Source organism: Brachybacterium sp., assembly GCF_036379615.1.
GTDB lineage: Bacteria > Actinomycetota > Actinomycetes > Actinomycetales > Dermabacteraceae > Brachybacterium.
Genome location: NZ_DASVGJ010000047.1, coordinates 16,296 through 42,534 on the forward strand (window position 1 = coordinate 16,296; position 26,239 = coordinate 42,534).

Genomic DNA, 26,239 nt, shown 5'->3' on the forward strand with positions numbered 1-26,239 from the left:
CCGTCGTCATGACCCAGGAGCCCCCGTGCGTCCCAGCCCTCTCCCCGCCCCGTCGGACGGCTTCGCCCGCCACCCTGTGCTGCATCGCCCGGTGCGGCGCCGCCCCGTGCTGCACCGGCTCGGTGCGCTGACCGGCGCGCTCGCGCTGTCCGCGCCCCTCGTGGCGACGGTGCTCGCGCCCGCGGCGCCCGCCCTCGCCGCCCCGGCCGATGTGCGGATCTCTGAGGTCGAGTCCGATGACCCCGACGGCAGCGCGGACTGGGTCGAGCTGGTCAACTCCGGTGCCGATCCGGTGGACCTCTCGGGCTGGTTCCTGCGGGATGACGACGACTCCCGCGACTGGCAGATCCCCGCCGGCACCGTGATCGCCCCCGGCGAGCACCTGGTCCTGGACCACGAGGACGCGGCGCCGGGAGGCTTCGACTTCGGCCTCGGAAAGGCCGATGCCGCACGCCTCGTCGCCGCCGACGGCACCACCCTGATCGACTCCCTGACCTGGACCGAGCACGCCCCCACCAGCTACATCGTGATCGACGGCGAGGTGACCGCCTCGGCCGAGGTCACCAAGGGCGCCGAGAACTCGGGCCCGTACGTCCCGCCGCCGGCCGCCGAGGAGCATCCGGACGGGGATGCGCTGCGCGTCACCGAGGCGGTCTCCGAGGGAGAGGACCGGGTCGAGATCATGAACGTCTCGGACCGCACTATCGACCTCACGGACTGGTACCTGCTGGATGAGAAGGACCTCCCCGCCGAGGTGCCCGCGGTGGTGCCCGCCGGCACCGAGCTCGCACCGGGTGAGCGCTACGTCTTCGCAGGGATGCCCTTCGGTCTCGGCAAGGGTGATCAGGCCCGGCTCTTCGCCCCGAACGATCGCCTCGTCGACTCTCTCGCCTGGCCCGCGGACACCCACGCCGCACCGTCCTGGCAGCGCTGCGGCCAGAGCGAGGGCATGAGCCGCGTGGCGACCCTCGGCGAGCCCAACGCCTGCGGCGATGTCATGGTCAACGAGACGAACTCCCGCGGCGAGGACTTCGTGGAGCTGAAGAACCTCGGCTCCGAGCCCGCGGACCTCAGCGGCCACCGGATCCTCGACTCCGACGACGAGCACGTCCACACCCTCGCGGCGGGCACCGTGCTGGCCCCGGGCGACCTGCTGCTGATCACGGGCGACGAGCTGGGCTACGGCCTCGGCGGCGAGGACCAGGTGCGGCTGCAGGACGCCGACGGCACGCTGCTCGGCCAGGTCTCCTGGACCGACCACGTCACCCCCTCGACCTCGCTGTGCGAGGGCGCGTACGTCGCCTCCGCGGCGGCGACCCCCGGCGCGGAGAACGACTGCGGCACCACCGAGCCGGTGACCACCACGCCGCTGCCCACCGACGGGGAGCTCGTCGTGCTCGATGACGCGGGCGAGTGGGGCGAGGACCTCTCCGGCCTGGACCTGCAGATCCTCGCCGACGGCAGCGAGGTGCTGTGGGGCGTGAACAACAACGCCGGCCAGATCTCCCGCCTGGTCCCCGCGGAGGACGGCACCTGGCAGCAGGCTGAGGGCTGGCCCACCGGCGGCAAGCACACCCACTTCGCCGATGGCACCGGGGAGCCCGACGGCGAGGGCATCTCGGTGGGCACCGACGGCCGGGTCTACCTCTCCGTGGAGCGGGACAACGCTGACAAGGGCACCTCCCGCAACACCGTCCTCGCCTTTGACACGAGCGCCGACGGGGACGTGCTGACCGCTGTCTCCGGGTGGGACCTCACCGCGACGCTGCCGGCGACCACCGCCAACGGCGGCCTCGAAGGCATCGAGATGGTGCCCGCGAGCGCCTTCGCGCAGCTGGGCGTCGAGATTCCCGCGGCCGAGGCCTACGCCTTCGTGGTCCTCGAGGACACCGGCGACGTCTACGCACTGGCCCTGCAGGACGACGGCAGTGCGGAGCTGGTCGCGACCCTGCCCTCCCCGCTGCCCGGCCTGATGGCGCTGGACCACGACGTCGCCTCGAACACGCTGTGGGCCTTCGCCGACGAGGCCCATGACGGTGCTTCCGTGCAGTACGACCTCGGCGCGGACACCGTCGCCGCCTCCGAGGTGTTCGCCCGACCGGACGGCATGCCCGCCCAGTTCGCGCACGAGGGCGTGGCCCTCGCACCGACCGATCGCTGCACCGACGGGGTGCGCCGGGCATGGTTCGCCGACGACGCGGACACCGACGGGCACGCGCTGCGGGGCATCGGCGTGGTGGACGAGCGCTGCACGACCGGCGGCGAGCCGGCACCGGGAGACGAGGAGGACGGCGCGCAGGACGGTGGGCAGGACGGCGAGCTCGCTCCGGGCGAGGACGACGGCCAGCAGGACGACGGCCAGCAGGATGACGGGGAGCAGGACGAGCAGCATGGTGGGGAGCAGGACGATCAGCCTCGTGGGGAGCAGGACGATGCGCCCTCGGCAGGAGGCGAAGCGCAGGACGGCTCGCCCTCGGCAGGAGGCGGCGCGCAGGACGGCTCACCCTCGACGGGTGACGTCGAGGCGGCCGAGCCTGCAGGTCCGCGGTCGGAGATGCTCGCCCGGACGGGCGTGAGCGCAGCGGCCATCACCGCGACCGCCCTGGCCCTGGTGGTGGGCGGGATCTGGCTGATCCGCAGCTCGCGGGGCGCCTGAGCGCCGCGAGCAGCGGGCGCGAGGCGGGCCCGGAGGCGGGACGTACCGGAGCCCGCAGGAGCGGGGTCTGCAGGACCAGGGTCGGCAGGACCGGGGCGGGGTGGACGCTCAGCCGGCCGCAGTTGCTCAGCGGATTCCGGATGCTCAGTTGATGAGGTCGAACTCGATCTGCTGGGTGTCTGCGCAGACGCTGGTCACCGAGATCGTCCACAGATCGATCGAGGCGGTCTCCCCGAGGGTGAGGTCCTCGATCGGGCGGGTGCTCCCGTCCCCGAGGGTGGCCGTGAGCTGCGCATCGTCGCCCTCGATGCCCACCGCCTCGATGGTGAGCGTCTCCCCGGCGCGCTCGGGCAGATCCGGAGTGGCGGTCTCGCCGACCTGCGCGTAGTAGGCGCCCTCGCCGGAGCAGGCTTCGGGCGCGACGAAGCCGTCGGGAGCAGGGGTGGCCGGGTAGGGATCCTGTGGGACTCCGGCGGCGGTCTGGCCCCCGCCGTCAGAGGGGCCGGACGCCTCCTCGGAGCCACCCGCATCGGAGGCACCTCCGGCATCGGACGCCTCCGTGGCGGCCGGGGACTCCTCGGGGCCCGAGGAGCCCTCACTGCAACCGGCGGCGAGCAGAGTCAGTGCGAGGAGCGCTCCGGCTAACCGGGCGAGGGAGGGACGGACAGGAGCGGTGCGAGCGGCCACGCGGATCCTCACGGCAGGAGATGTCGACGGGCGACACGCTAGCGGACCGCTCCGGCGTGTCACCATCTCTGGAGAGCATAGGTCGCTGGAACGCGTGAGTTCTGAGGAGAGCACGAGATCTCTCGAGAGCACGAGCGAGGAGGGGAGCAGGACATGGCAGGAGACGGAGAGCAGCGCCGGTCGCGCTCGCGACAGCCCGCCTCGGGACAGCCGGCCTCGGGGCAGCCGGACCCGGGACAGCCCGGTCCGCGCCCGACCCCGAAGGCTCTGGGAGGCAGTCTCGATCCCGCCCGACGGGTGCGCCCCGTCGACTGGAGCGCGACCCCCCGTCGACGCGCCCCCTCGACGGAGACCTCGACGGAGTCGGCCCCGGTGGCCGGCTCGGCACCGATCGCCGACTCGGCACCAACGGCCGGCGTGGCCGCGACGGACAGCACGCGCCGGACAGGCCCGTCGGCCCGGCTCCCGCAGCGGAGGGCCCGCACCGTCGAGCTGCCGCGCCCGGTCCCGTCCCCGCCGGCAGCGGCGGTCCACAGCCTGACTGCGGAGGATCCGCGCCCCGTGCCGCGACCGCTGCGGATCACCGACGAGGACATCCGCTCCGTCGGGGTCCACGGCCTGTCCTCGGAACAGATCGTGCAGACGGTCGCCGACCCGGAGGATGCCTGGACCGCGGACGCCGGTGCCAGCGACCACTTCCTGCGGGAGCGGATCGTGGTGCAGGTGCGACGGTCGGACAATGCCGTGATCGGCCTGTTCTCCGCGAACTACGCCCTGTCGGTGCGGCCCGCTGAGTACGAGCCCGCCCTGGACATCGCCGAGGACGCCGCCGGGCCGAGCGCCCGCGGTGGTCAGGGGACCCGGCATCCCACCTCGCGTCGCGAGCTGCTGCGCCGGATGGAGGACGAAGGCTTCGTGATCACCTCGGGCGCCACCCACGGACGGGTCACCCATCGCGACCATCCGGGACTGGTGCTGCCGTTCGCCTCGACCCCGTCGGATCGCCGCTTCACCCGTCACGCAGTGGCGCAGATCCGGCGCGTGTTCGGCATCGATCTGCGGCGCTGAGACCGCCGCGATCAGCGTCTGGTCGCTCACGGGCCGGACGGGACGAGGCTCAGAGTTCCCCGGTGGTCTCGCCGTTCTCCCTGGCCTCGCCAGCCTCGCCAGCCTCGCCAGCCTCGCCAGCCCCGCGGGCCTGCAGGATGCTGTACGAGCTGTGGCCGAGGGCGCGCAGCAGCTGGATCAGCCGGTCGAAGGCGATCGCCCCGGCGACCGCACGCATCACCTGCACATCAGGGCTGAGCCCAGCGCCGTCCGGCTCCCCGGGCAGCTCCCGGATCGAGGCGACGTCCGCCTGTGCGATCTGCGCGACCGGTGCGGCGTAGCGGCGCAGCGTCTCCGGACCGGCGGGCATGCCCCAGCTCTCGAAGCCGTGCAGCAGCTCATCGAGGGCGCGGCGCGGCGCGGTCTCGACGTCCGGCCAGCCCAGATGCGACAGCAGGGGAGCGATCGACGGATGCTCCGGCCGGTCCGGGTCCTCGGTCGCGGGCTCCTCCGCAGGCAGCCCCAGGGCGATCAGCTGGGCCGCACCGAGGGCGCGCAGGAACGGCTGCCGGGGATCGTCGAGGATCGCGGTCAGCTGCGCGATGCGTGCGATCGGGGCCTCCGCGACCTCCCGCAGCACCTGGATCAGCGCCAGGCGCTCGAGGTGGGCCCGGCCGTAGTCCTGGCGGGTCGCGGTCAGGCGTTCCCCCGCCGGGAGCAGGCCCTCGCGCCGGTAGTACTTGATCGAGGCGATCGAGACCCCGCTGGCCTCGGCCAGCTCTGACAGCAGCATGGTGGCTCCTCACCCGTGGAACGGCCCCGGATAGTGCACCGACCAGCAACTATCTTGATGGCGCAACAGGGGATAGCGACACTATCGTCCATCTCATGGACACCTTCACGCCAGTGATCACCCTCCACGCCCTCGCCGCCTCCTACGTGCTCGTGCTGGGGCCTCTGCAGATCCTGCGCCGTCGCCGCGACCTCGCCCATCGGGTGCTCGGCACCACCTGGCTGATCGCGATGCTCACGGTGTGCATCTCCAGCTTCTGGATCGCTCCCGACGGGTTCTCCTGGCTGCACGGTCTGTCGATCTGGACCCTGGTGTGCATGGTCGCCGCGATCGCCGGGATCCGGGCCGGGATCGTGAGCATCCACCGCGGCTTCATGGTCGGGTCCTACCTGGGCACTCTCGCGGCCTTCACCTTCGCGGCGCTGGTCCCGTCGCGGCTGATCCCGCAGCTCCTGCGCAGCGAGCCCCTGGTCGCCGCGGCCACCGCGGTGGGCGTCGTCGTGGTCGTGCTCATCGTGCACCTGAGCGTGGTGCGAGCTGCGGGGCGGAGCCCGCAGCGGATGCTCGACGAGGTGGGGGCCTGAGACCGAGCGCCGCGGAACTGGGGCGGCCCCGGGCATCGAGGTCCGGTCCGGCAGCCGGTGCACGGGGGAGTGGTGCAGGCGAGAGGGGGTCTGGCGGAAAGGGGCCCGGAAGAGTGCCCGGACAGAAGAGTGCCCCGGCTCGTCCCCACGAGCCGGGGCCATCCCTTTCCCCCGCGTCCCGGATGAGTGGAGCCTGCCTCCTCCTCAGTCAGCTGGCTCCTCCGGTGACGCGTTGCGACTAGTAGACCCTGCCTCCCGGAAAGACCCCTGTGGCGAGGCTGGTCTTTCGCTGAGTGCCCTGCACCCAGGGCCCGGTTCTCGCCGATGGCCTGCGACGATGCTGTGCCTACCGAGCGGTGGGGCGGTGCTCAGTCGACGGGGATCGAGATCCTCTGCCCACCGGTGCCGACGTCGTCGGTGTAGGTGACCTCGGCCAGCTCCATGTCCTCCGGGACGTCCGCGTACATCAGCGTGGGAACCTCGTCGCCGGGTTCGATCTCCCGGCCGTGGTCGTTGGTGATGTACGTCAGGAGGTACTCCTCGCCGTCGGTGGCGACGAAGGAGAACTGCTCGATGCCCAGCTCGATCGCCTCGTCGCCGTCGTTCGTGATCGTCACGGCGACCCCGATGAACTTCCCGTTCTCGGTGGTCAGCGTCTCATCCGGCGTCTCCAGCGTGGTGCCCTCCTCGGGCGACGAGACGGAGAGGGTGATCGAGGATCCGGACTCCGAGGTCGGCTCCTCCGAGGGGTCCTCGGTGGGGGACTCGATGGGGCCCTCTGTCACCTCCGTGGGATCCTCGGTGGGCTCCTCGCCCGGGTCCTCCGTCGGCCCTTCGCTGGTCGTGGGGCCCGAGGTGGGATCCTCCTCGTCGCCGTCGGCCGAGAGCCACCAGAATCCCGCGCCGGCCGCTGCCACCAGCACCAGGCCCAGGAGGAGGCAGCCGCAGGCCAGACCCACGTAGAGGCCGGTGCGGCTCTTCTTCGGAGCGACGGGCGGCTGCGGGCCGGAAGGGGGCATTCCGTAGGGGTTGCTCATGGTCTCTTCCATGTCGGAGTCTGGCTGTGCCGCTCACGGTATCGGTCACATGTCCAGTGCGCGATGGGGAGGACTCCCCGTCGCCGCGCGCAGCTCTCGAGGAGCGCATAACGGCACACGCAGCCCGATGGTCGAATTATGCTCGAGATCATTGCGCCGCACCCGATGCCGCGTTCCCTGACGACGACGTGCCCGCACCTTCAGCACACACAGGAGTCGAGAACCATGCTGACCCGACTGCACGACGCACTGCGCCTGCGCACCTCGCCGCCGATCTTCTTCGGCTCGGCGGCGATCATCATCGCGTTCGTGATCGCGACGATCGCCTTCACCGAGCCCATGGGCACGGCGACCAACGCCGCCTCGGAGTGGCTGATGACGAACCTCGGATGGTTCTACATCCTCGGCGTCACGGTGTTCCTGGCCTTCCTGATCGTCATCGCGGCCGGACGCTTCGGCCGCGTGAAGCTGGGACCGGACGACGAACCGCCGGAGCACTCCGGCGGTGCCTGGTTCGCCATGCTGTTCGCCGCCGGCATCGGCTCCATCCTCATGTTCTGGGGCGTCGCGGAGCCGATCAGCCACTTCGGTGACCCGCCGCGGGGCGAGGAGCTCGGCCTCGAGGGAAGCACCATCCAGGCAGCCCGCGACGCCATGAACTTCACCTACTACCACTTCACGCTGCACACCTGGACGATCTTCACCCTGCCGGCACTGTGCTTCGCGTACTTCATCCACAAGCGGAACCTGCCGCCGCGCGTGAGCTCGATCTTCCAGCCGCTGCTGGGCGAGGGCATCCACGGCCCGATCGGCAAGGCCATCGACATCATCGCGATCATCGGCACCGTCTTCGGCATCGCCGTCTCGGTGGGCCTGGGAACGCTGCAGATCAACGGCGGCCTCAACGAGCTGTTCGGGGTCCCCGAGACCGCGGGCTGGAACCTGATCATCATCGGCGTGGTCTGCGGGCTGGCGCTGATCTCGGTCTCGGCCGGCCTGGAGAAGGGCATCAAGCTGCTCTCCAACTTCAACATCGTGATGGCCGTGCTGCTGATGTTCTTCGTGCTGTTCGCGGGCGGCGCGACGCTGTTCATCCTCAAGGGCACCTTCGAGTCCTTCGGCAACTACCTGGTCGCTCTGCCGGAGCTGGCACTGTGGAACGACACCTTCGCGAACACCGGATGGCAGAACACCTGGACCGTCTTCTACTGGGCCTGGACCATCACGTGGTCGCCCTTCGTGGGCATCTTCATCGCCCGCATCTCCAAGGGCCGCACCATCCGCCAGTTCGTCGCCGGCGTGCTCGCGGTCCCGGCGGGCTTCTCCGTGCTCTGGTTCGGCGTCTTCGGCTACGCCAGCTTCGACATCGAGCTGCGCGGCGAGGGCGGGCTGGTGGAACGGGTCGTCACCGACGGCGACATCCCCGGTGCGCTGTTCGCCTTCCTCGACCATTATCCGTTCGCATTCCCCGTCTCGGTGATCGCGATCATCCTGGTGATCATCTTCTTCGTCACCTCGGTGGACTCCGCCGCGCTGGTCACCGATTCGATGGCCAACGGCCACGAGGACTACAACCCGCTCGGCCAGCGCATCTTCTGGGGCATCGCGATCGCCCTGGTGACCGCGACCCTGCTGGTGTTCTCCGGAGAGGACGGACTGACCGCGCTGCAGTCGACGATCATCCTGGTGGGACTGCCGTTCTTCATCATGGGCTGGTTCCAGATGTATGCCCTGCTGCGAGCCCTCAGGGAGGACGCCGGCGAGCTGCCACCGATGCGCACCCGCGAGTGGGCGCAGGTGCTGCCGCCGGAGGAGTACGAGCGCCGCGAGGAGGACGCGGAGTTCGACACCGAGGACTATGTCGTCGAGCCGACCTTCACCTCCGAGGTGCCGGTGCTCACCGACCCCTACGAGGAGGACGGGGAGTGGGCCGAGGCACCGGGTGCGGAGACCGGCACCCTGCCCTCGCGCACCGGCAGTGCGAAGGCGGATCTTCCCGAGGGCGGCCGACCGCTCAACGGCTGAGCGGGCGAGTCCGCCGCGGCGGTCCGCGGTGCGGCTGGACCCCTCAGGGTCTCCAGTCGGCCCAGACCCCCGGGATCTGATCCTGTGCGTGCAGCCCGGTACCGCGGATCTCCTGCACCCCGAACTGCTCCGACCAGCGGGCGAGGTGGGGCGGGCAGCCGCCGCGCTCCAGACCTGAGCGCAGGGCGGCGGCGATCTCCATCGCATCGCGGGAGCCGAAGATGACGATCCCTTGGACGGGCCGCGGACTGCGCAGCCCCAGAGAGTGGATCGTCCTGCGGTCTGGGCCGAGGAAGGTCACGGCGAGATCCGCGCCGGCGGAGATGTGCCAATGAGGGGAGATCATGCGCTGGCCGCCTCGGAGCGGTCGGATGGAGTCGATCGAGGAGAACACCCGGATCGAGGCCGGGTGGATCTCGGTGAACCACATCGCCCGCGGCTCGCCGCCGAGCAGGCGCCGTCCCACGACGATGCCCTCCCGGTGCACGTCGAGATGCGCCGAGGTGGACCAGGCCAGGAACAGCACCGAGACGAGCGACAGCAGGGCGCCGCCCAGCACCCCGGCCAGGATCCACGAGTGGTCGAAGCACAGGTGCAGGACCACGGAGAGCGCGATGAGCAGCGGCCCGATGCTCAGGTACCAGAGCACGGCGAGAGCGGAGGCCGAGGTCCGGTAGCTCCGCGCGAGCGGACCCAGCAGATGGTGATGCACGGTCAGCAGTGTGCCTTCCGCTCTCCGTGGGCGAGCGAGAGGGCCGATGCCCGCGATCGCGGTGCATCGGCCCTCCCGAATGCCAGGCGGAGCGATCAGCCGTTCGCCCGCCGCCTGTCCGCGCTGCGGCGGTAGTACATCGCGAGCATCGCGCCGGAGAGGTTGTGCCAGATCGAGAAGATCGCCGCGGGCAGGGCGGCGGCCGGGCTGAAGGCGCTCGCAGCGAGCGTCGCGGCCAGTCCCGAGTTCTGCATGCCCACCTCGATGGAGGTGGTGCGGGCGGCGCGCTCGCCCTGCTTCAGCAGGCGGGCGGCCCAGTAGCCGAGCAGGTAGCCCAGGCCGTTGTGGAGCACCACGGCGAGCAGCACGATCGCCCCGGCGGAGACGATCGCGTCAGTGGAGCCGCTGACCACCGCGATGACCACCAGCGAGATGCCCGCGACGCTCACCCACGGCAGGGCGGGCAGCACCTTGTCGACGAGCTTCCCGAGCAGCAGGCGCACCACCAGGCCGCCGACGACGGGGATGAGCACCATCTGCACGATCGACATCGCCATCGCGCCCGCATCCACCGGCAGGTACGAGCCGGCCAGCCACAGCGTCAGCAGCGGGGTCAGCAGCGGGGCGAGCAGCGTGGAGATCGAGGTCATCGTCACCGACAGGGCGGTGTCCGCCTTGGACAGGTACGCGATCACGTTCGAGCTGGTGCCGCCCGGGGCGCTGCCCACCAGGATCACGCCCACGGCGAGCTCCGGCGGGAGCTGCAGCAACAGGGCCACGCCCAGACCCACCAGCGGCATGATCAGGTACTGGGAGACCACACCGATCAGCACCGGCAGCGGACGCTTCGCGACCAGCGCGAAGTCAGGGAGAGTGAGCGTCAGGCCCATCGCGAACATGATGACGCCGAGGAAGATCGCCGTGAACGGGGCGATGGCCTGGCCCGCGGTGGGCACGAAGAAGCCGAGCGCCGCAGCGGCGAGGATCAGCGCCGGGAAGATCGTCACCGCGATGCGGGCGGAGCGGTCCTCGGAGGTGCGGGCGGAGGCGGCGCGCTGCGTCGCGGCCGCGTCGGGGGTCGGGGCGGGAATGTTCATGCACGGCATCGTACCGTTCGGTGAGATGGGATCCCACGATGTGGACCTCGGGTGGGCTTGAGGGAGCCCGACCTCTCACGGGCTGTCCGCGAGGATGCTGCGGCCCACCGTCACACCGCCGGAACGGACATCGAGAGGCGCGGAGCCGTGCCACAGCAGGTGCCCGCTCATGACGGCGGAGATGCCGAGGGTGGAAGGCGTGGGGTCGCCGCCGCTCAGGCCCGCTGCCGGGCCGGCACCTGCCAGGCGTGGACCGGCTCCCCGATGTCCACCGCGGCACGGTAGAGCCGGGTCATCTCCGCCAGTGCCTCGGAGCGGGTCGCGCCGCGCAGCTCGAGGGAGGTGACGGTGTCGATCTGCCAGCGGGCGCCGTTGCGGCCGGTGCGGGCGCGCTCGGAGAGGATCTCGCTGTAGCGCTCGATCACGGGCTCGTCGGCACCGAGATCCCGCAGTCCCTGCATGGCCTGCGGGATCAGCTGCTCCTGGAGGAGGTCCGCCACCCGCACACGGCCCACCTTGGGCCAGCGCACCCGGGCCTCGAGTCCCCAGCGGGCGCATTGCTGGAAGGCCTCGGCGGCCTGTTCGAAGCTCATCCGGGACCACAGCGGTCGCCGCTCGTGGACCAGCGAGCGGAGGATCCCGTAGAAGAAGGCGGCGTTCGCGGCCATGTCCGCCGGGGTCGGCCCGGCAGGCAGCAGGCGGTTCTCCAGGCGCAGGTGCGGGACATCGGTGCCGGGATCGTAGATCGGCCGGTTCCAGCGCCACACGGTGCCGTTGTGCAGCATCAGCTCGTGCAGCCGGGGCGAGGAGCCCTCGGTGAGCAGCGGCTCCTCGGCCATGTCCCGGGACTCCGGGATCAGCGCCGGGAACAGTCGGACGTTCTCCTCGAAGAGGTCGAACATCGAGGTGATCCAGCGCTCGCCGAACCACACTCGCGGTCGCACGCCCTGGGTCGCGAGCTCGGGCGGTCGGGTGTCCAGCGCCTGCACGAAGGTGGGGATGCGGGTCTCGTGCCACAGCCTGCGGCCCAGCAGGAAGGGGGAGTTCGCGGCCAGCGCCACCTGCGGGCCGGCGATCGCCTGTGCCGCGTTCCAGGCGGCGGAGAACTGCTCGGGCGGGACCTGCAGGTGCAGCTGCATCGAGGTGCAGGCGGATTCCGGAGCGATCGAGTCGAAGGTGACGTCCAGGCCCCGCCCCTTCCCCTCGCCCTCGATGCTCAGGTAGATCTCCTCGCCGCGTGCCTCCAGCACGGTCTTCTCCAGCGCTTCGTAGCGCGCGCCGGGGGCCCGCCACTCGTCGCCCGCGAAGAGCTCCTCGGTGATGGTGGGCAGGTGCCCGATGGGGATCACCCGGGCATCGCGGGCCTGGGCGGCGGCATCGGCGCGGTCGACCTTCTCGGTGAGCTCACGCTCGAGCAGGCGCAGCCCGTCCCCGTGCGGGTGGGAGACGGGCAGGTTCGCCTCGAGGTTGAAGCGGCCGATCTCGTGGACGTACTCCTCGTCGTCCAGATCCTCCAGCAGCAGGTCGGAGATGAGTGCCGGGGCCATCGTGTCGGTGCGGGCGAGGTTCATCTCCAGCTCGACCCCCACCGTGCCCTCGTCCACGAACTCGGCGGTGTCCAGGAAGGTCTCGAACAGGTCGAGGTTGCGCCGCAGCTCCCGGCGGTACCGGGTGCGCTGGGAACGGGTGTATTCGGTCGTGCCGATCTCGCGTCCCATGGTGACCTCCGGGTGGTGGGGTGGGGCGTGCTCATCAAAGCACGCGGCGACACCGGAGGAGAACCGGGGAGCAGGCGGCGGAACGACTGGTCGGCCGGGAGCTTCGCCCGAGGGGGCGGACGGGTCAGGCGGTGAACAGGGCCACGGCGCGGATGGCGGTCTCGATCAGGCCGTAGGCGAGGGCCGCGACGACGACCACGGCGAGGGTGATCGCCACGATGCGATGGCTCGCGCCGGCCTCGGCATGGGCCTCGGCGCCGCCGTTGCCGTCGATCGCCTCGTGGGCGCCGGCGCGGTCGGCCTCCTTCTTCTGCGCGACCACGGCCTCGTCCTCGAAGTGGGAGGCGCTGACCGTGCGGATCAACAGGTTGGCGACGAAGCCGATCACGAGGATGCCCGCCATCAGCCACATCGAGAGCTTGTACAGGTCCATGCCGGAGTGGCCGGCGGCGGTCTGCGACTCGACGATGCTGTTGACCAGCAGCGGTCCGGCGATACCGGCGGCCGACCAGGCGGTGAGCAGGCGGCCGTGGATCGCGCCCACCTGGTACACGCCGAAGAGGTCCTTGAGGTACGCCGGGACGGTCGCGAAGCCGCCGCCGTAGAAGGAGATGATCACGAGCGCGGAGAGCACGAACAGGGCGAGCGAGGCCGAGCCCACGGTCGCGAGCACCACGTAGAGGACCGCGCCGACACTCAGGTACAGCGCGTAGTTGACCTTGCGCCCCAGATAGTCCGAGGTGGTCGACCAGACGAAGCGTCCGGCCATGTTCGCCAGCGACAGCAGCCCCACGAAGCCCGCGGCAGCGGCCGCGGCGATGCCGAAACCGTCCGAGACCATCGGGGCGGCGTTCTCGAGGATGCCGATGCCGGCGGTCACGTTCGTGAACAGCACGACCCACAGCAGCCAGAACTGCGGGGTGCGGATCGCCTGCTTCGCGGAGACGGAGCCGGTGGTCTGCGTGGCCTTGACCGGCTGGGCCGCGGGATCGTAGCCCTTGGGCGCCCAGTCGGGGTGGGGCAGGCGGATCACGTAGGCGCCGAGCGCGATCGCCAGGAGGTAGCAGACGGCGAGCGTGAGGAAGGTGGGGGTGAGGCCGGCGACCAGGTGCTCCGGCTCCGGGCCGCCGCCGAACAGCGCCATCAGCTTGTTCGAGGCGGGGCTCGCGATGAGCGCGCCGCCGCCGAAGCCCATGATGGCCAGGCCCGTGGCGAGTCCGGGACGGTCAGGGAACCACTTCATGAGGGTGGAGACCGGGGCGATGTAGCCGATGCCCAGGCCGATCCCGCCGATCACCCCGTAGCCGAGGTAGACCAGCCACAGCTGACCGGTCGAGATGCCGATCGAGGAGATGAGGAAGCCGAGCACCCAGAACCCGCCGGCAGCGACCATCGCCATCCGCGGTCCCACCCGCTCGACCCAGGTGCCGGCGATCGCGGAGGAGATGCCGAGCATCGCGATGGCGAGGGAGAAGATCCAGCCCACGGCGACCTCGCCGACGCCGAAGTGGCTCTGGAAGGGGATCTTGAAGACGCTGAACGCATAGACCTGGCCGATGCACAGGTGGATGGCCAGGGCCGCGGCGGGGATCAGCCAGCGGTTGAAGGACACCGGGGCGATGATCGCGGTGCGGTCGAGGACAGACATGAGGACTCCGGGGAGAGAAGGGGGCGCAGGCGTCATCGGTGAAGCCTCCGGGTGAGGATAAGGGGCGACGACGCTTCGGCTCCAGCTCTTCGAGGCGGTGTTGCGCACCGATCCGGGCGGACGGCCGCGGTGGCGCTCGGCTCGCGCACAACTCCTCTCCAGTTCCCGCTCGACCTCTGCGCCGGAAACGGTGCTGACGTGCCTAGTGTCCAGGTCATGACTGATGACGGCGCTCGGCCCGGAAGCCTCCCGGACCGCTCGTTCACCCCGCTCGAGGAGCGGCTCGATGCCTGGGCGCACCGCCGGATGGCGGCGCTCGCCGTGGCGGCCGGGCCGTGGCGGAGGGGGCTCCTGGAGTTCGCCGTGTTCACCGCGAAGCAGGCCTGGGCCTGCCTCTTCGGTGCTGCGATGCTCGTGCTCCTGGTGCTCTCCCGCCTGCTGTATCCCGAGGACGCGCTGCTGGTGCGCAGCGACGCCCTGGTGATCGCCGCCGTCGCGGTGCAGGTGGCGATGCTGGTCCTGCGCCTCGAGGGCGGCCGGGAGCTGTGGGTGATCGTGCTGTTCCACGTCGTCGGCACCGTGATGGAGGTCTTCAAGACCCACGTGGGCTCATGGGCCTATGAGGCCGACGGCCTGCTGCGGATCGGCGGGGTGCCGCTCTACAGCGGGTTCATGTACGCCGCGGTCGGCTCCTACATGGTGCGCGTGTTCCGACTGTTCGAGCTGCGCTTCACCCGCTATCCGCCGATCTGGGCGACGGCACTGGTCGCCGCGGCGATCTACGCGAACTTCTTCACCCACCACTACCTGCCGGACATCCGCTGGCTGCTCGTGGCGGCCGTCGTGCTGCTCTACGCGCGCTGCGCGATGAGCTTCCGCAACCACCGCACCGGGCCGCGTCGGCGGATGCCGATCCTGCTCTCCTTCGTGGGCGTCGCGTTCTTCCTGTGGATCGCGGAGAACGTGGGCACCTGGGCCGGGGCATGGATCTATCCGCACCAGTCCGCGCAGTGGCAGCTGGTGCCGCTGACGAAGTTCGTGGCCTGGCTGCTGCTGATGATGATCTCCGTGGTGCTGGTGACCCTCGTGCACCGGCCCGAGGCACCGGAGCCCGAGGCACCGGAGCGTGGGGCCCCGGTCTCCGAGGGCGGATCGGCGGCGCTCAGGCCGCCACGGCCCGCCGATCCGCGCGCCGATGGCGCAGGTGCTGGATGACCGAGAGCGTCACGACGCCCAGCAGCACCAGGTGAGCCGTTGCCGCCACGAGGTCGCAGGAATATCGTGGAGGGACCATCCGGTCGGCGAAGGAGCCTGTGATGATGGACCTCGAACACCGCTATGACCACGTGATCATCGGAGGCGGAGTCGCCGCCGACGCCGCGGCCCGGGCTCTCCGGGAGGCCGCCCCGGACGCCTCCATCGCGATCCTCTCCGCGGATCCGCACAGCCCCGTCTACCGGCCCGCACTGTCCAAGGAGCTCTGGCACGGGGAGAGCTCCGACCCCGAGAGCCAGGAGCTGCACACCGCCGAGGACACCGGTGTCGCCCTGTTCACCTCCACCCTGGTCACCGAGCTGCTGCCCCACTCGCACACGGTGGTCACCGCCCGCGGACAGGTGGTCCACTACGGCACGGCGCTGCTGGCCACCGGGTCCTCCGCCCGGCATCTCCCGGGCGTGCACGACGACCGCGTCGTCGGTCTGCGGACCGTCGGCGACTACCGCCACCTGCGCGGTCTCGCCCGCGACGGGGCGCGCATCGTGGTGGTCGGCGGGGGCTACCTCGGCACCGAGGTCGCCGCGGCGCTGACCCGCACCGGCGCCGAGGTGACCCTCGCCCACTCCGGGCAGCGGATCCTCGAGCACATGCTCCCCGCCTCGCTCACCGAGCACCTCGAGCAGGTCTTCGCCGAGCACGGCATCACGCTGGTCCCGGGCTTCCGCCTGGCCGGGATCGACACGGGAGACGAGCTGACGCTGCGTTCCGAGGGCGGGGTGGTCCTGACGGCCGACGCCGCACTGCTGGGTCTCGGCGCCGAGCTGAACACCACCCTCGCCGAGCATGGAGGGCTCGACCTCGAGCGCGGCGCGGTGGTGGTGGACCGGTCACTGCGCACCAGCGCCCCGGACGTCTTCGCCGCCGGTGACATCGCCCTGTTCCACGATCCGCTGCTGGGGCTGCGCCATGTCGAGCACGTCGACAATGCCGAGGCCTCCGGCACCACGGCCGGGAAGAACATGGCCGGCGGCGACGAGACCTACGAATACACCCCGCTGTTCTTCTCCGACCTCTTCGAGGACGGCTACGAGGCGATCGGCCGTCTCGACGCCTCGCTGGAGATGCGGGAGGTGTGGAACCCGGAGCGCACCGCGGCGGTCGTCCACTACCTCGAGGACGGCAGGATCGAGGGTGTGCTGCTGTGGAACACCTGGGACTCGGTGCCCCGGGCCCGCGAGGTCATGGCCGCCTCGCAGGAGGGCGAGCTCGCCGCGGACGCGCTGGAGGGACGGATCCCGCCGGGCTGAGCCGTGCCGCGGGCCGGGGACCGCCGCAGGAGCCGGCCCGCCCGCCCGGACCCGTCGCCCGCCGTACACTTCCGGCGTGGACGCACAGACACCGACGCCCCCCGCTCACCGCCCCGCCGGCACCCGCGCCGACGCACCTGCTCCGACCCGCGCGGTGATCCTCGCGCGCGGCCTCGGGACCCGGATGCGGAAGGCCGACGACACCGCCGCGCTCGACGAGAAGCAGGCACGGGTCGCCGCGAGCGGAGTGAAGGCCCTGATCGACGTGGGCCGCCCCTTCCTCGACTACGTCCTGTCCGTGCTCGCGGACGTGGGCGTCACCGAGGTGTGCCTGGTGATCGGGCCCGAGCACGACCTGCTGCGCGAGTACGCCGCCGCCGCGAGCGGAGGCCGGGTCACCGTCACCACCGCGATCCAGGACGAGCCCCGAGGCACCGCCGATGCCGTGGCCGCCGCCCGGGACTTCGCCGGCGACCAGCGCGTCATCGTCCTGAACTCGGACAACTACTACCCGCGCGAAGCGCTCGCCGCGCTCGCCGCCGCCCCCGGCAGCGCCCTGGTGGGCTTCGACCGTGCCGCCCTGGTCGCACGCTCGAACGTCCCGGCCGAGCGGATCCGCGCCTTCGCGCTCATCGCCCAGGACCCGCAGCATCGACTGCGCGACATCGTCGAGAAGCCGGATGAGCAGACCCTCGACACCTATGGCCAGGACGCCCCCATCTCGATGAACGCCTGGCTGTTCACCCCCGCCATCTTCGACGCCTGCGCACGCATCGAGCCGTCGGTCCGCGGCGAGCTGGAGATCATCGACGCCGTGCGCCTGCTGGTCCAGGAGGGGGAGCCCGTCACCGTGGTCCCCGCGGCCGTGGGAGTGCTGGACATGTCCTCCCGTGGTGACGTCGCCGCGGTGCAGCAGGCGCTCGCCGGGATCGAGGTGCGCCTGTGAGCGACGTCCTGGAGCAGCTGCTCGCCGGCTCCTCCGCGGACACCGTCACCTGGTTCGTCCCCGGCCGGATCGAGGTGCTCGGCAAGCACACCGACTACGCGGGCGGGCGCTCTCTGCTGGCCGCCGTCGATGCCGGGCACACCCTGACCGCCACCGCCCGCACGGACCGCGTGCTGTGCGTCCGCTCCGAGGGCATGGACGGCGCCGTCCTCCTGGACCTGGCCGCCCCCGGCGCCCGTGCCGAGGGGAGCGACGGGCACTGGGGCGGCTACGTGCGCACCGTCGCCGACCGCCTCGAGGCGAACTTCCCCGGCACCCTGCGGGGCGCGGACATCACCATCACCTCGACCCTGCCGCGCGCCGCCGGGATGTCGAGCTCCTCGGCGCTGGTCGTCGGCCTCGCCCTGGTGCTCATCGACCTCTCGGGCATCGCCGCCGAGGAGTCCTTCCGCGCACAGATCACCACGACGGAGCAGCTCGGGGAGTACCTCGGCACCGTCGAGAACGGGCAGAGCTTCGGTGACCTCGAAGGGCACCGCGGGGTGGGCACCTTCGGCGGCAGCGAGGACCACATCGGGATGCTGTGCGCCGTCCCGGACGCCCTGGTCCAGTACTCCTTCTGCCCCGTGCGTCACGAACGCACCATCCCCTTCGGCCCGGAGCTGGCGCTCGTGGTCGCCGTCAGCGGGGTGGAGGCGGAGAAGACCGGCGCCGCGCTCGAGGACTACAACCGCGTCTCCCTCGCCGTCACCGAGATCCTGCACCGCTGGCACCGCGACAGCGGCCGCGAGGATCCCACCCTCGCCGATGCCGTCCGCGGCGGTCCCGCCGCCGTGTCCCGGTTGCAGGCGCTCACCGCCGCCGACGACCACCTCCGCGGTCGGCTCACCCAGTTCCTCGACGAGTCCGAGCGCCTGGTCCCCGGGGCCGCCCTCGCCCTCGAGGAGGGCGACCTGACGGAGTTCGGGCACCTGGTGGACGAGTCCCAGGCCGGCGCCGAGAGGGGCCTGCGCAACCAGGTGCCGGAGACCGTGGACCTGCAGCGACTGGCCCGTGAGCTGGGAGCCCACGCCGCGAGCGCCTTCGGAGCCGGCTTCGGCGGCAGCGTCTGGGCGCTGGTGCCGGCCGACGGCGCCGAGGAGTTCGGCCGTCGCTGGCTGGAGTCCTACCGGGCCGCGCATCCACTGCGGGACGCGGCGACCGTCACCGTCACCCGACCCGGGGGAGCAGCTCGCCGACTGCCGTGAGAGCCCGTGACAGACTGGGCCCGTGAGCACGCCGATGAACAACTCCCTGCCCTGGCCCACCGAGGCCGCAGTGCTGCCGCTGGCCTCCGTGCGGCCGGTCCTGGACCGCCTCGCCTCGCTGGTGAACACCCACGAGCAGGACGCCTCCCTGATCCCCGGACTCGCCGTCACCGAGGAGGAGGTGGCGGCCGATCCGCCGCCCGCCCTCGAGCAGATCGGCGACGAGCTCGGCGGCATCACGGTGCGCGGGCTGACGATGCTGACCCTCCAGATCGAGGACCGCACCGACGTGGGCCCGTACACGCTGCTCGGGGACGCCACCAGCTACTACCCGCTGTACGAGACCCCGGACTCGGCCGTGGTCCTGGCGCTCGACGAGGACGGCACCCCGGGGGCCGTGTACGGGATCGGCGAGGACCTCGCGCTCCAGCTCGCTGCCGAGGACCTCCCGGGCTACCTCGATCGCTTCGCGGACGCCCTCGAGGCCACCCTCGACGCGCTCGAGGCGAGGGGACCGGCAGACGAGGACTCCCAGGACTCCCGCACCGATGCCGCCGAGCAGCTGATGGACGAGCACCTCTTCGCCGCGATCCTGGGGATGGACGAGCTCGCGGACGCCCCGGAGGTTCCGTTGCAGGATCCCGCAGCGGCCGGCATCGAGGGTCTGCCCGCCGGGACGCTCGCCGTCGCCGATCTGCGTACGGCGCGCGTCGGCGCCCGCGTGGACCTCATCGAGGTCGAGGTGCCCGGCGACCCCCTGGAGACGCACGTGGCCTGGCGCGAGCGCGGCCGGGTCATCGCCCTGCTCGGCGGCTGAGCCGGCCCCGCCGGCCGACCCCTCCGGCCGCCCCCGTCGGCTGGCCCCGCCGACCGACCCCTCCGGCCGCCCCGTCGGCCGGCCCCGCCGACCGACCCCTCCGGCTGCCTCCGTCGGCCGAACCTGCTCGTCCCCTCCGCGCGGTGCTTCATGTCCGTCCGGGGGAGGGCGGGTGAACTCTCGGTGCCGCCGCCCGTGGTGGGGAGAACTCCCCATTCCCGCTCCCCGGAGAGCTTCGTAGGTTAAGCTCGACATGGCCACGAGCGGGGGAGACGACGTGAGCGGGTTCCTGGGGGCCGATACCGAGACGCTGCGGCACCACGCGGGAGCCGTCACCGGCGGCGCCGCCCACCTCGAGGGTGTCGCGGCCCGGCTCGGCGCGCTGCTCGAGTCCGTCGCCTGGGCAGGGCCGGACGCCGACGCCCTGCGCGCGGACTGGAGCGGACGGGTGCGACCCGACCTGCGGGATGGAGCGGACCGGCTCCGCGAGCACGCGCACTCGCTGCACTCCCATGCCGCGGAGCAGGACGCGAGCTCGGCGGCAGGAGGAGCGGGCGCCGGTGAGGGGGCTGTCGTCCCGGCCGGCTCGGGAGCGGGGTCCGACGGGGACGCGCCGCCACCACCCGCCGCGCAGGAGGCGGTCCGCGGCGGGGCGGCAGTCTCCGCGACCGTCGGCGCCGCGAGTCCTCTCCTCGCCTCGGTCCATGCCTCTGACCTCGAGCTCGTGGCGATGAGTGCCCCGTCGGAGGGGAGTGGTGCCCGGGTCTCGCAGGCGATCGGCGAGTCCGCGCTCGCCTTCGACGACACGGGCATGGAGCTGAGCCCGCCGGAGGTCGAGGACACCGTGAGCGTGGACGGCGACCACGAGCTCGCCCCGGCGGATGACGAGGCACCCTTCGGTCTGGACGCCGACGGCGCAGCGCGCGTGCTGGCCCCGCTCACCGCCTACGAGGTGGGCGACCACGGGACCTACTACACCGACGCCGACGGCCGGATCTCCTACATCGAGGCGACGGGCGGCGGCGAGGAGATGAACCCCGACCTCCGCGAGGTGCTCCCCGATGTGACCTACCACGTCAACGACTCGACCTTCTATCGCACGGACGAGCTGGGCCGCACCGAGCACATGTACGTCCCCGAGGTGATCGTGGACCGAGAGATGAGCCGCAGCCAGTCCATCCAGTCCACGATCGCCGAACGCTGGGACATGGCCGGGGACGGCGCCTCCGAGCCGATCGAGTTCAACGCCGGGCACGTGCTGGCCCGTCAGCTGGGCGGCATCCGCGAGGAGATCAACTACACCCGCCAGTGGGACGAGGTGAACCAGGCCCGCAGCGGCCAGGACACCATCTACACCTTCGAGGCCATGATGGCGGACGGGATCAGCGAGGAGAACAGCTCCTACTCCTACGAGACCCGGGTGAACTGGGGGCCGGAGCAGCCGAGCGGGGTGGGTCCCGACCACGACAGCGAGCCCTGGGAGTACGTGCCGGAGAGCTACGACGTGGCCATCCATGAGGATGGCGAGCAGATCGTCGACGCCCACCTGCCCAACTACCCTGACGGGGCACGGTTCCCGGAGTGAAGGCACCGGCTGGCGCCCGTCGCTCCGCCGCGCCCCACTGCGGCTTCCGATCTCCGACTCACGATCCCTGTCCGCGACCCCCGACCGCGACCCCGAACCCTGTTCCCGACCGATCCCGAGTGGAGGGACCTCCCATGACGCAGACTCCGCCCCCACCCCGCTCGCCGATGGAGCAGCAGGGTGAGCTGCTCCAGGATCTCGCCGGCGTGCTGCTGGCCTCACTGGAGTTGCCCGAGGACTGGGCGAGGCTCGGCGCCGCGTTCCTCCCGCACGGCGACCGCTGGGCCGGACGCTTCGTGATCAGCACACGGGGCGGGGCGGGCTGCGGCGACGATGCGGGGGGCGATGCCGAGGCCGGCAGCGCCGCTGGTGCCGCTCGTGCCGCGGCGGAGAGCGCCGTGGCGGACGGCGCCGCCCGCGGCGGGGATGCCGTCTTCGGCCCCGAGTCCCGGGTGACCGCGCTGCTGGATGCGCTGCAGCAGGTCACCGCCGAGCAGTCGCAGGCCTGCGTCTCCTGCCGGCTGCAGATCACCCGCACCTCCGCGGAGCCGGGACGGATCGCAGTCTCCGGCGATCTGAACTATGACCGTGATCCCGGCAGCTTCGACGGTGTGGGCGGGGTCGATGCCGATTACGCCCGTCGGCTCGCCGTGCGTGTCGGCACGGACCGGCTGCCCGGTTGGGTGCGGGACCTCCTGCCGGCCTCCTGAGGCAGTGCGGGGCGCTCGGGGTTCACCCCGTGTTCACCTTCATCGCGCCAGGCCAGCGCATGGGTAGTCCTCCCCATGGCCCGACGCGGGCGGGCGGATTACGGTAGGTGCGACATGAGGGGACCGGCGACGCCGGCGGACGGGGAACGAGCGGGGGACCGGCGGTCGATGAACGGATTCTGGGGCACGGACACGGATGCTCTGCGGACGATGGGCGCCGTGTGCTCGCGCCGGGCGGAGGCCCTGTCCGATCTCGAGCAGATGCTCTCCTCGGCGATCGACACTCTCGAATGGGTCGGGGAGGACGCCGACCGCTTCCGCGCCGAGTGGACCGGGGTGGTGCGCACCGGCCTGCAGGACCAGGAGGTCGAGCTGCGCCACCGGGCGCGTCGGCTCGCGCAGCACGCCGATGAGCAGGAGATGGTCTCCTCGCCCGACGCTCCCGTCCTGGGCGGCGGCGGGGCCGGGAGCGGCGGAGGTGGCTCCTGGGCGAGCTCGGGAGACTTCCTGCGCGACGTCTTCCAGCAGGTGGGGGACCTGCTCGGCGGACTGACCGGGGCCGGTTCCGGCCCGCTGGGCCAGGACGGTCCCCTCGGCGAGCTGCTCCGTGAGGTGCTCAGCACCCCCGAGGGTCGGGCGGCGTTCCTCGGCGCCTTCCTCGGCAGTCTGCTGGGCGGTCTGCTCGCGGACGTGATCTCCCGCGCGATCGGGCTCGGGCTCGCGCTCGAGAACCTGCTGACCGGCCTGGACCTCACGGCAGCACTGAGCACCCTGCTCGGCGAGGAGGGGCTCGCGCCGGTCGAGGCACCGCCCGCCGGAGAGTCTCTCGCCCAGCGCGCCGACTCCACGGGCGGGGAGCAGCCCGGTGGCGGGGCCGGCTCCGGTGAGTCAGGTGGGGGCGGCGGTTCGGGGGCGGAGCCCGAGGGTGGCTCCGGCGGTGGTTCCGGCAGCGGTGGCGGCTCGGGCAGCGGTGGGTCGGGCGACGGCGGCGCAGGTGGCGGGGCCGGTGGAGGCGCGGCGGGTGCCGAAGCCGCAGGTGCCGATTCCGGTTCCGCGTCCGGCACCGCGGCCGGTCCAGGGCAGCACGCCACGGTCCACGGTCCGGCCCAGAGCCCGGGCTCCGGGCCGTCGGGGCTGATCCAGGCCTCGGCCGATGACGGCCCGCAGACGCTGCTGGAGCGTCTGCTGGAGATGCTCGGTGACGCCCTCGGCGGGCAGCCGGCCAGCGGCTCCTCGATCGGTGCGGACATCGGCTCCGCCGGACTCGGCGGCCCCTCCCGCTGAGACGGCTCCTTCCGCTGAGCCCGCTCGACGCCGGGTGCGCCGCGGCGGGTCTACCCTGGTCGGACCGCCTCCCATCCCGTGAGGCCCCCCGATCAGGAGCCGTGACATGTCCACGCCCAGCACCACCCCCGCTCCGGTCCTCGTCCTCGTCCCCGGCGCCACCGGTGCCCCGGCGGACGGCGGACCCCGCTTCCACCTGGCCGACGCGACGGTCCCGCAGCTGTCGGTGACCGATCTCGTCGCGACCCGTGGCGACGGGGTCTTCGAGACCATCGGCGCCTTCGACGGCCGCCCCGTCAACGTCGGCCCCCACCTGGAGCGGCTCGCCCGCAGCGCCTCGATGATCGACCTGCCCGCCCCCGATCTGACCACCCTCGCCGAGGCGGTCGACGCCGCGATCACCGCGCACGACCCGGTGGCGGAGCTCAGCGTGCGCGTCATGCTCACCCGCGGCATCGAGGGCGCCGACCTCCCCACCTGCTGGATCCACGCCCGCGTCTCCGACGACTGGAGCCCGTACCGCGCCGGGATGCGGGTGGCGGTGCTCGAGCGCGGACTGTCCACCGCGATCGCCGACACCAGCCCCTGGCTGCTCCCCGGGGCGAAGACCCTCAGCTACGCGGTGAACATGGCCGCCGTCCGCGAGGCCAAGCGCCGCGGCGCGGCCGACGTGCTCTTCCTGGCGAGCGACGGCTATGTGCTCGAAGGGCCGACCTCCACCCTGCTGGTGCGCCGCGACGGAGAGTTCCTCACCACCCCGGTCAGCGCCGGAGTGCTGGCCGGGACCAGCGTGACGTCCCTGTCCAGCTGGCTCGCAGCGCAGGAAGGCGCCGGGGTGCGGGAGCAGCTGCTGACGGTCGCGGACGTCGCCGGCTCCGACGGTGCCTGGCTGCTGTCCTCGACCCGGCTCGCCGCCCCCATCACCCACCTCGACGAGGTGGAACTGCCGGTGGACCACGAGCTCACGGCCCGCTTCGAGCAGGTGCTCACCGGCCGGGCCTGAGCCGCCCGCCCGCGCTCAGGCGTGCGCGAGCACCTCGCGGGCGAGCTCGACATCGACCACGACGGTGCCGATGACGCCGCTGCGCAGCACCCCGAGCACCCCCGGTGCCTTCTCGGGGCCGGCCGCGACGCCCACCACCTCCGGGATCCGCAGCAGCTCCGAGAAGGTCACCGCGAGCACCCGCTGGTCCGTCGGCGCCCCGAGCGGCACCCCGTGTCCGTCGATGAAGCGACCGCAGACGTCCCCCACGGGGTGCTGGGCGGCGAAGGTGGCCTGCTCGGACTCGCTGAGGCGCATCAGATCGAGCACATGGGGCGAGGAGTGCATGCCCATCGATCCGATGCCCACCAGCGCGAGCTCCACCTGCGCGGCCGCGGCCAGCACCTCCCCGATGCTCGACTCCCCGCGCAGGGTCGCCACGGCGGTCGCCGATTCGAGCACCGCGGGGGCGTAGAGCGTCCGCGGGGTCGCCCCGAGCCGGGAGGCGAGGACCCGCAGCACGGACTCGCCCGAGTCGAACTGGTCCAGGGAGCTGTGCCCGCCCACCAGCGGCAGCACCTGCGGCGTCGGCCGCGGACGCAGCATCTCCAGCTGCGCGACCACGCTCTGGACCGTCTGCCCCCAGGACACCCCGAAGCTGCGCACCGTCGCACTGCGCTCGGTGAGCACGGCCGCTCCCGCCCGTGCCACCACCTCCATCGCAGTGGTGCGCGGCGCGGAGACCACATGCGCCTCACGGAGGGAGAACGCGGCGCGCAGGGCGGCCTCGAGCGCCTCGTCCCGCTGGGGAGGTCCGTCAGGGTCATGGATCGTGATCTCCACGATCCCGCGGTCCCGCGCCTGGGTGAGGATCCGGGAGACGTTCGAGCGGGACAGGCCCAGCTCCTGCGCCACCTCCGTCTGGGAGCGGCCCTGCTCGTAGTAGAGGCGCGCCGCGCGCACGACCATGGCGGTGTCACGAGGGGCGGGCATGGGGGCTCCTGATCCGACTGCTGCCGAACACGAGGACGCGCCCGGGCGAATGCGCCCAGCGTACGCAGACCAGGGGTCAGAAGTGCCAGAATCGACGTGAGCCCCCGGGAGGAACCATGAGCACTGTCCCACGACCGTCCACCGACGGCGCCGACGGCGCGCCGCTCGAGCTGACGGTGGTCCTGGCGCACCTGGACGTCACCGATGCGGAGGACGTGCTGCGCTCCCTCGCCGGGCGGCTGCTGGACGCCGGAGCCGTCACCGTCGACTTCCCCGAGGCCCTGCGGGAGAGGGAGCGGACCTACCCCACCGGGCTGCCCACGCCGATCCCCACCGCGATCCCGCACGCGGATCCGCATCACGTGCTGGTGCCCGGGCTGGCTCTGGCCACGCTCGCCCGGCCCGTGCCCTTCAGGGAGATGGGAGCGCGGGAGGGCACCGTCGGAGTGCAGCTGGTGGCGATGCCGCTGCTGACCGACGCGCGCGAGCACCTCGCGGCGCTGCAGAGGCTGATGGGACTGCTCAGCGATGAGGCGGCCGTCGCGGAGCTGATCGCCGCGCAGGACGACGAGGAGCTGCGCGAGCGCGCCGCGACCCTCCTGGCCCACGCGCTGCCCGGCGCCGAGGAGGCGGGCGCATGAGGACTCCGCGCGTGGCCGTGAAGGCGCTGCTCATCCGTGATCGATCGATCCTCATGAACCGATACGTCGAACCGGATGGTCGGGAGGTGTTCGCACTGCCCGGGGGTGGTCAGGAGCACGGGGAGGACCAGGTCGCGGCCCTGATCCGCGAATGCCGGGAGGAGATCGGCGCGCAGGTCGAGGTGCATCAGGTGGCCTGCTTCTTCGAGGTCATGACGGCGCCCGGCCGGCGCGACGACACCGTGATCGATTCCTTCCACCAGGTCAACATCGGCTACTGGTGCGGGCTGGCCGAGGGGGAGGAGCCCGGAGAGGGCACCGAGCCCGATGCGCGACAGGCCGGCACGGCCTGGCTGCCGCTGGACCGCTTGGGCGAGCACGAGGTCCATCCGCCCGCCCTCGCCCGCTGGCTCGAGTCCGATCCCAGCGACCGACCGCTCTCCCTCGGCGTCAGTCCCGGCTGAGCGCAGGGCGTGTTCGCCCTGGTCGTGAACCCGGGAGAGCG

General features: G+C 72.0%; 23 protein-coding genes. 15 read left to right on the forward strand and 8 right to left on the reverse strand.

The window, feature by feature from the left end; genetic code table 11:
* Positions 1-25 precede the first annotated feature (25 nt).
* Complete coding sequence (locus tag VF289_RS08730; protein ID WP_330883137.1) at positions 26-2,656, forward strand: lamin tail domain-containing protein; 2,631 nt, start codon at positions 26-28, stop codon at positions 2,654-2,656.
* A 144-nt stretch (positions 2,657-2,800) separates the two neighbouring features.
* Here VF289_RS08730 and VF289_RS08735 read toward each other — a convergent pair whose 3' ends face one another.
* Complete coding sequence (locus VF289_RS08735) at positions 2,801-3,343, reverse strand: hypothetical protein (protein WP_330883139.1); 543 nt, start codon at positions 3,341-3,343, stop codon at positions 2,801-2,803.
* Positions 3,344-3,904: 561 nt separating this feature from the next.
* Here VF289_RS08735 and VF289_RS08740 point away from each other — a divergent pair.
* The gene (locus VF289_RS08740; protein WP_330883141.1) at positions 3,905-4,411 is read left to right on the forward strand and encodes a hypothetical protein; all 507 of its coding nucleotides are present in this window, start codon (positions 3,905-3,907) and stop codon (positions 4,409-4,411) included.
* 49 nt (positions 4,412-4,460) lie between these two features.
* Here VF289_RS08740 and VF289_RS08745 read toward each other — a convergent pair whose 3' ends face one another.
* Positions 4,461-5,183: a MerR family transcriptional regulator gene (locus VF289_RS08745; RefSeq protein WP_330883143.1), complete on the reverse strand. Its 723-nt coding sequence runs from the start codon at positions 5,181-5,183 to the stop codon at positions 4,461-4,463.
* 95 nt (positions 5,184-5,278) lie between these two features.
* Between VF289_RS08745 and VF289_RS08750 the strand changes: the two genes are divergently transcribed.
* The gene (locus VF289_RS08750; RefSeq protein ID WP_330883145.1) at positions 5,279-5,767 is read left to right on the forward strand and encodes a DUF2306 domain-containing protein; all 489 of its coding nucleotides are present in this window, start codon (positions 5,279-5,281) and stop codon (positions 5,765-5,767) included.
* Positions 5,768-6,135: 368 nt separating this feature from the next.
* Here VF289_RS08750 and VF289_RS08755 read toward each other — a convergent pair whose 3' ends face one another.
* The gene (locus VF289_RS08755; RefSeq protein ID WP_330883147.1) at positions 6,136-6,804 is read right to left on the reverse strand and encodes a DUF4352 domain-containing protein; all 669 of its coding nucleotides are present in this window, start codon (positions 6,802-6,804) and stop codon (positions 6,136-6,138) included.
* Positions 6,805-7,029: 225 nt separating this feature from the next.
* On the opposite strand from VF289_RS08755, the gene VF289_RS08760 reads away from it, so the two are divergent.
* Positions 7,030-8,829, forward strand: a complete 1,800-nt coding sequence (locus tag VF289_RS08760; RefSeq protein WP_330883149.1) for a BCCT family transporter — start codon at positions 7,030-7,032, stop codon at positions 8,827-8,829.
* A gap of 43 nt (positions 8,830-8,872) precedes the next feature.
* Here the strand turns inward: VF289_RS08760 and VF289_RS08765 are convergent, their stop codons facing one another.
* The 4 genes from VF289_RS08765 to VF289_RS08780 form a co-directional block, all read right to left on the reverse strand.
* Complete coding sequence (locus VF289_RS08765; protein ID WP_330883151.1) at positions 8,873-9,541, reverse strand: hypothetical protein; 669 nt, start codon at positions 9,539-9,541, stop codon at positions 8,873-8,875.
* Positions 9,542-9,636: 95 nt separating this feature from the next.
* A complete protein-coding gene (locus VF289_RS08770; RefSeq protein ID WP_330883153.1) occupies positions 9,637-10,638 on the reverse strand; it encodes a bile acid:sodium symporter family protein in 1,002 nt (333 codons plus the stop codon).
* Positions 10,639-10,853: 215 nt separating this feature from the next.
* The gene (locus VF289_RS08775) at positions 10,854-12,356 is read right to left on the reverse strand and encodes a glutamate--cysteine ligase (RefSeq protein WP_330883155.1); all 1,503 of its coding nucleotides are present in this window, start codon (positions 12,354-12,356) and stop codon (positions 10,854-10,856) included.
* Positions 12,357-12,480: 124 nt separating this feature from the next.
* Entirely contained in the window at positions 12,481-14,004 is a 1,524-nt protein-coding gene (locus VF289_RS08780; protein WP_330883157.1) for an L-lactate MFS transporter, read from the reverse strand.
* 216 nt (positions 14,005-14,220) lie between these two features.
* On the opposite strand from VF289_RS08780, the gene VF289_RS08785 reads away from it, so the two are divergent.
* The 9 genes from VF289_RS08785 to VF289_RS08825 all read left to right on the forward strand — a co-directional run bounded on the left by VF289_RS08785 (position 14,221) and on the right by VF289_RS08825 (position 24,121).
* On the forward strand, positions 14,221-15,219 hold the full coding sequence (locus VF289_RS08785; protein ID WP_330883159.1) for a DUF817 domain-containing protein: 999 nt from the start codon (positions 14,221-14,223) through the stop codon (positions 15,217-15,219).
* A gap of 101 nt (positions 15,220-15,320) precedes the next feature.
* Entirely contained in the window at positions 15,321-16,529 is a 1,209-nt protein-coding gene (locus VF289_RS08790; protein ID WP_330883161.1) for an NAD(P)/FAD-dependent oxidoreductase, read from the forward strand.
* Between the two features lie 76 nt (positions 16,530-16,605).
* Positions 16,606-17,475, forward strand: a complete 870-nt coding sequence (locus VF289_RS08795) for a nucleotidyltransferase family protein (RefSeq protein ID WP_330883163.1) — start codon at positions 16,606-16,608, stop codon at positions 17,473-17,475.
* Positions 17,472-18,722, forward strand: coding sequence for a galactokinase family protein (locus VF289_RS08800; RefSeq protein WP_330883165.1), 1,251 nt, complete (start codon positions 17,472-17,474; stop codon positions 18,720-18,722). The genes VF289_RS08795 and VF289_RS08800 overlap by 4 nt, the downstream gene beginning before the upstream one ends.
* 22 nt (positions 18,723-18,744) lie before the next feature.
* The gene (locus VF289_RS08805) at positions 18,745-19,539 is read left to right on the forward strand and encodes a hypothetical protein (protein WP_330883167.1); all 795 of its coding nucleotides are present in this window, start codon (positions 18,745-18,747) and stop codon (positions 19,537-19,539) included.
* Positions 19,540-19,816: 277 nt separating this feature from the next.
* The gene (locus tag VF289_RS08810; RefSeq protein WP_330883169.1) at positions 19,817-21,124 is read left to right on the forward strand and encodes a hypothetical protein; all 1,308 of its coding nucleotides are present in this window, start codon (positions 19,817-19,819) and stop codon (positions 21,122-21,124) included.
* A gap of 134 nt (positions 21,125-21,258) precedes the next feature.
* Positions 21,259-21,834, forward strand: a complete 576-nt coding sequence (locus VF289_RS08815) for a hypothetical protein (protein ID WP_330883172.1) — start codon at positions 21,259-21,261, stop codon at positions 21,832-21,834.
* A 168-nt stretch (positions 21,835-22,002) separates the two neighbouring features.
* A complete protein-coding gene (locus tag VF289_RS08820; protein ID WP_330883174.1) occupies positions 22,003-23,118 on the forward strand; it encodes a hypothetical protein in 1,116 nt (371 codons plus the stop codon).
* A 106-nt stretch (positions 23,119-23,224) separates the two neighbouring features.
* On the forward strand, positions 23,225-24,121 hold the full coding sequence (locus VF289_RS08825; protein WP_330883176.1) for an aminotransferase class IV: 897 nt from the start codon (positions 23,225-23,227) through the stop codon (positions 24,119-24,121).
* A gap of 15 nt (positions 24,122-24,136) precedes the next feature.
* On the opposite strand, the gene VF289_RS08830 is transcribed toward VF289_RS08825, so the two are convergent.
* On the reverse strand, positions 24,137-25,093 hold the full coding sequence (locus VF289_RS08830) for a sugar-binding transcriptional regulator (protein ID WP_330883178.1): 957 nt from the start codon (positions 25,091-25,093) through the stop codon (positions 24,137-24,139).
* A 116-nt stretch (positions 25,094-25,209) separates the two neighbouring features.
* Between VF289_RS08830 and VF289_RS08835 the strand changes: the two genes are divergently transcribed.
* Together VF289_RS08835 and VF289_RS08840 are read left to right on the forward strand one after the other, a co-directional pair.
* On the forward strand, positions 25,210-25,734 hold the full coding sequence (locus VF289_RS08835; RefSeq protein WP_330883180.1) for a PTS sugar transporter subunit IIA: 525 nt from the start codon (positions 25,210-25,212) through the stop codon (positions 25,732-25,734).
* On the forward strand, positions 25,731-26,198 hold the full coding sequence (locus VF289_RS08840) for an NUDIX domain-containing protein (protein ID WP_330883182.1): 468 nt from the start codon (positions 25,731-25,733) through the stop codon (positions 26,196-26,198). Before VF289_RS08835 ends, VF289_RS08840 begins: the two co-directional genes overlap by 4 nt.
* Positions 26,199-26,239: the final 41 nt, after the last annotated feature.

Coding starts and splice junctions, on each gene's coding strand:
- VF289_RS08745 (WP_330883143.1), bottom strand. CDS start 5,183: ATGCTGCTGTCAGAGCTGGCCGAGGCCAGCGGGGTCTCGATCGCCTCG.
- VF289_RS08750 (WP_330883145.1), top strand. CDS start 5,279: ATGGACACCTTCACGCCAGTGATCACCCTCCACGCCCTCGCCGCCTCC.
- VF289_RS08755 (WP_330883147.1), bottom strand. CDS start 6,804: ATGAGCAACCCCTACGGAATGCCCCCTTCCGGCCCGCAGCCGCCCGTC.
- VF289_RS08760 (WP_330883149.1), top strand. CDS start 7,030: ATGCTGACCCGACTGCACGACGCACTGCGCCTGCGCACCTCGCCGCCG.
- VF289_RS08770 (WP_330883153.1), bottom strand. CDS start 10,638: ATGAACATTCCCGCCCCGACCCCCGACGCGGCCGCGACGCAGCGCGCC.
- VF289_RS08775 (WP_330883155.1), bottom strand. CDS start 12,356: ATGGGACGCGAGATCGGCACGACCGAATACACCCGTTCCCAGCGCACC.
- VF289_RS08780 (WP_330883157.1), bottom strand. CDS start 14,004: ATGTCTGTCCTCGACCGCACCGCGATCATCGCCCCGGTGTCCTTCAAC.
- VF289_RS08785 (WP_330883159.1), top strand. CDS start 14,221: ATGACTGATGACGGCGCTCGGCCCGGAAGCCTCCCGGACCGCTCGTTC.
- VF289_RS08790 (WP_330883161.1), top strand. CDS start 15,321: ATGATGGACCTCGAACACCGCTATGACCACGTGATCATCGGAGGCGGA.
- VF289_RS08815 (WP_330883172.1), top strand. CDS start 21,259: ATGACGCAGACTCCGCCCCCACCCCGCTCGCCGATGGAGCAGCAGGGT.
- VF289_RS08820 (WP_330883174.1), top strand. CDS start 22,003: ATGAACGGATTCTGGGGCACGGACACGGATGCTCTGCGGACGATGGGC.
- VF289_RS08825 (WP_330883176.1), top strand. CDS start 23,225: ATGTCCACGCCCAGCACCACCCCCGCTCCGGTCCTCGTCCTCGTCCCC.
- VF289_RS08830 (WP_330883178.1), bottom strand. CDS start 25,093: ATGCCCGCCCCTCGTGACACCGCCATGGTCGTGCGCGCGGCGCGCCTC.
- VF289_RS08835 (WP_330883180.1), top strand. CDS start 25,210: ATGAGCACTGTCCCACGACCGTCCACCGACGGCGCCGACGGCGCGCCG.
- VF289_RS08840 (WP_330883182.1), top strand. CDS start 25,731: ATGAGGACTCCGCGCGTGGCCGTGAAGGCGCTGCTCATCCGTGATCGA.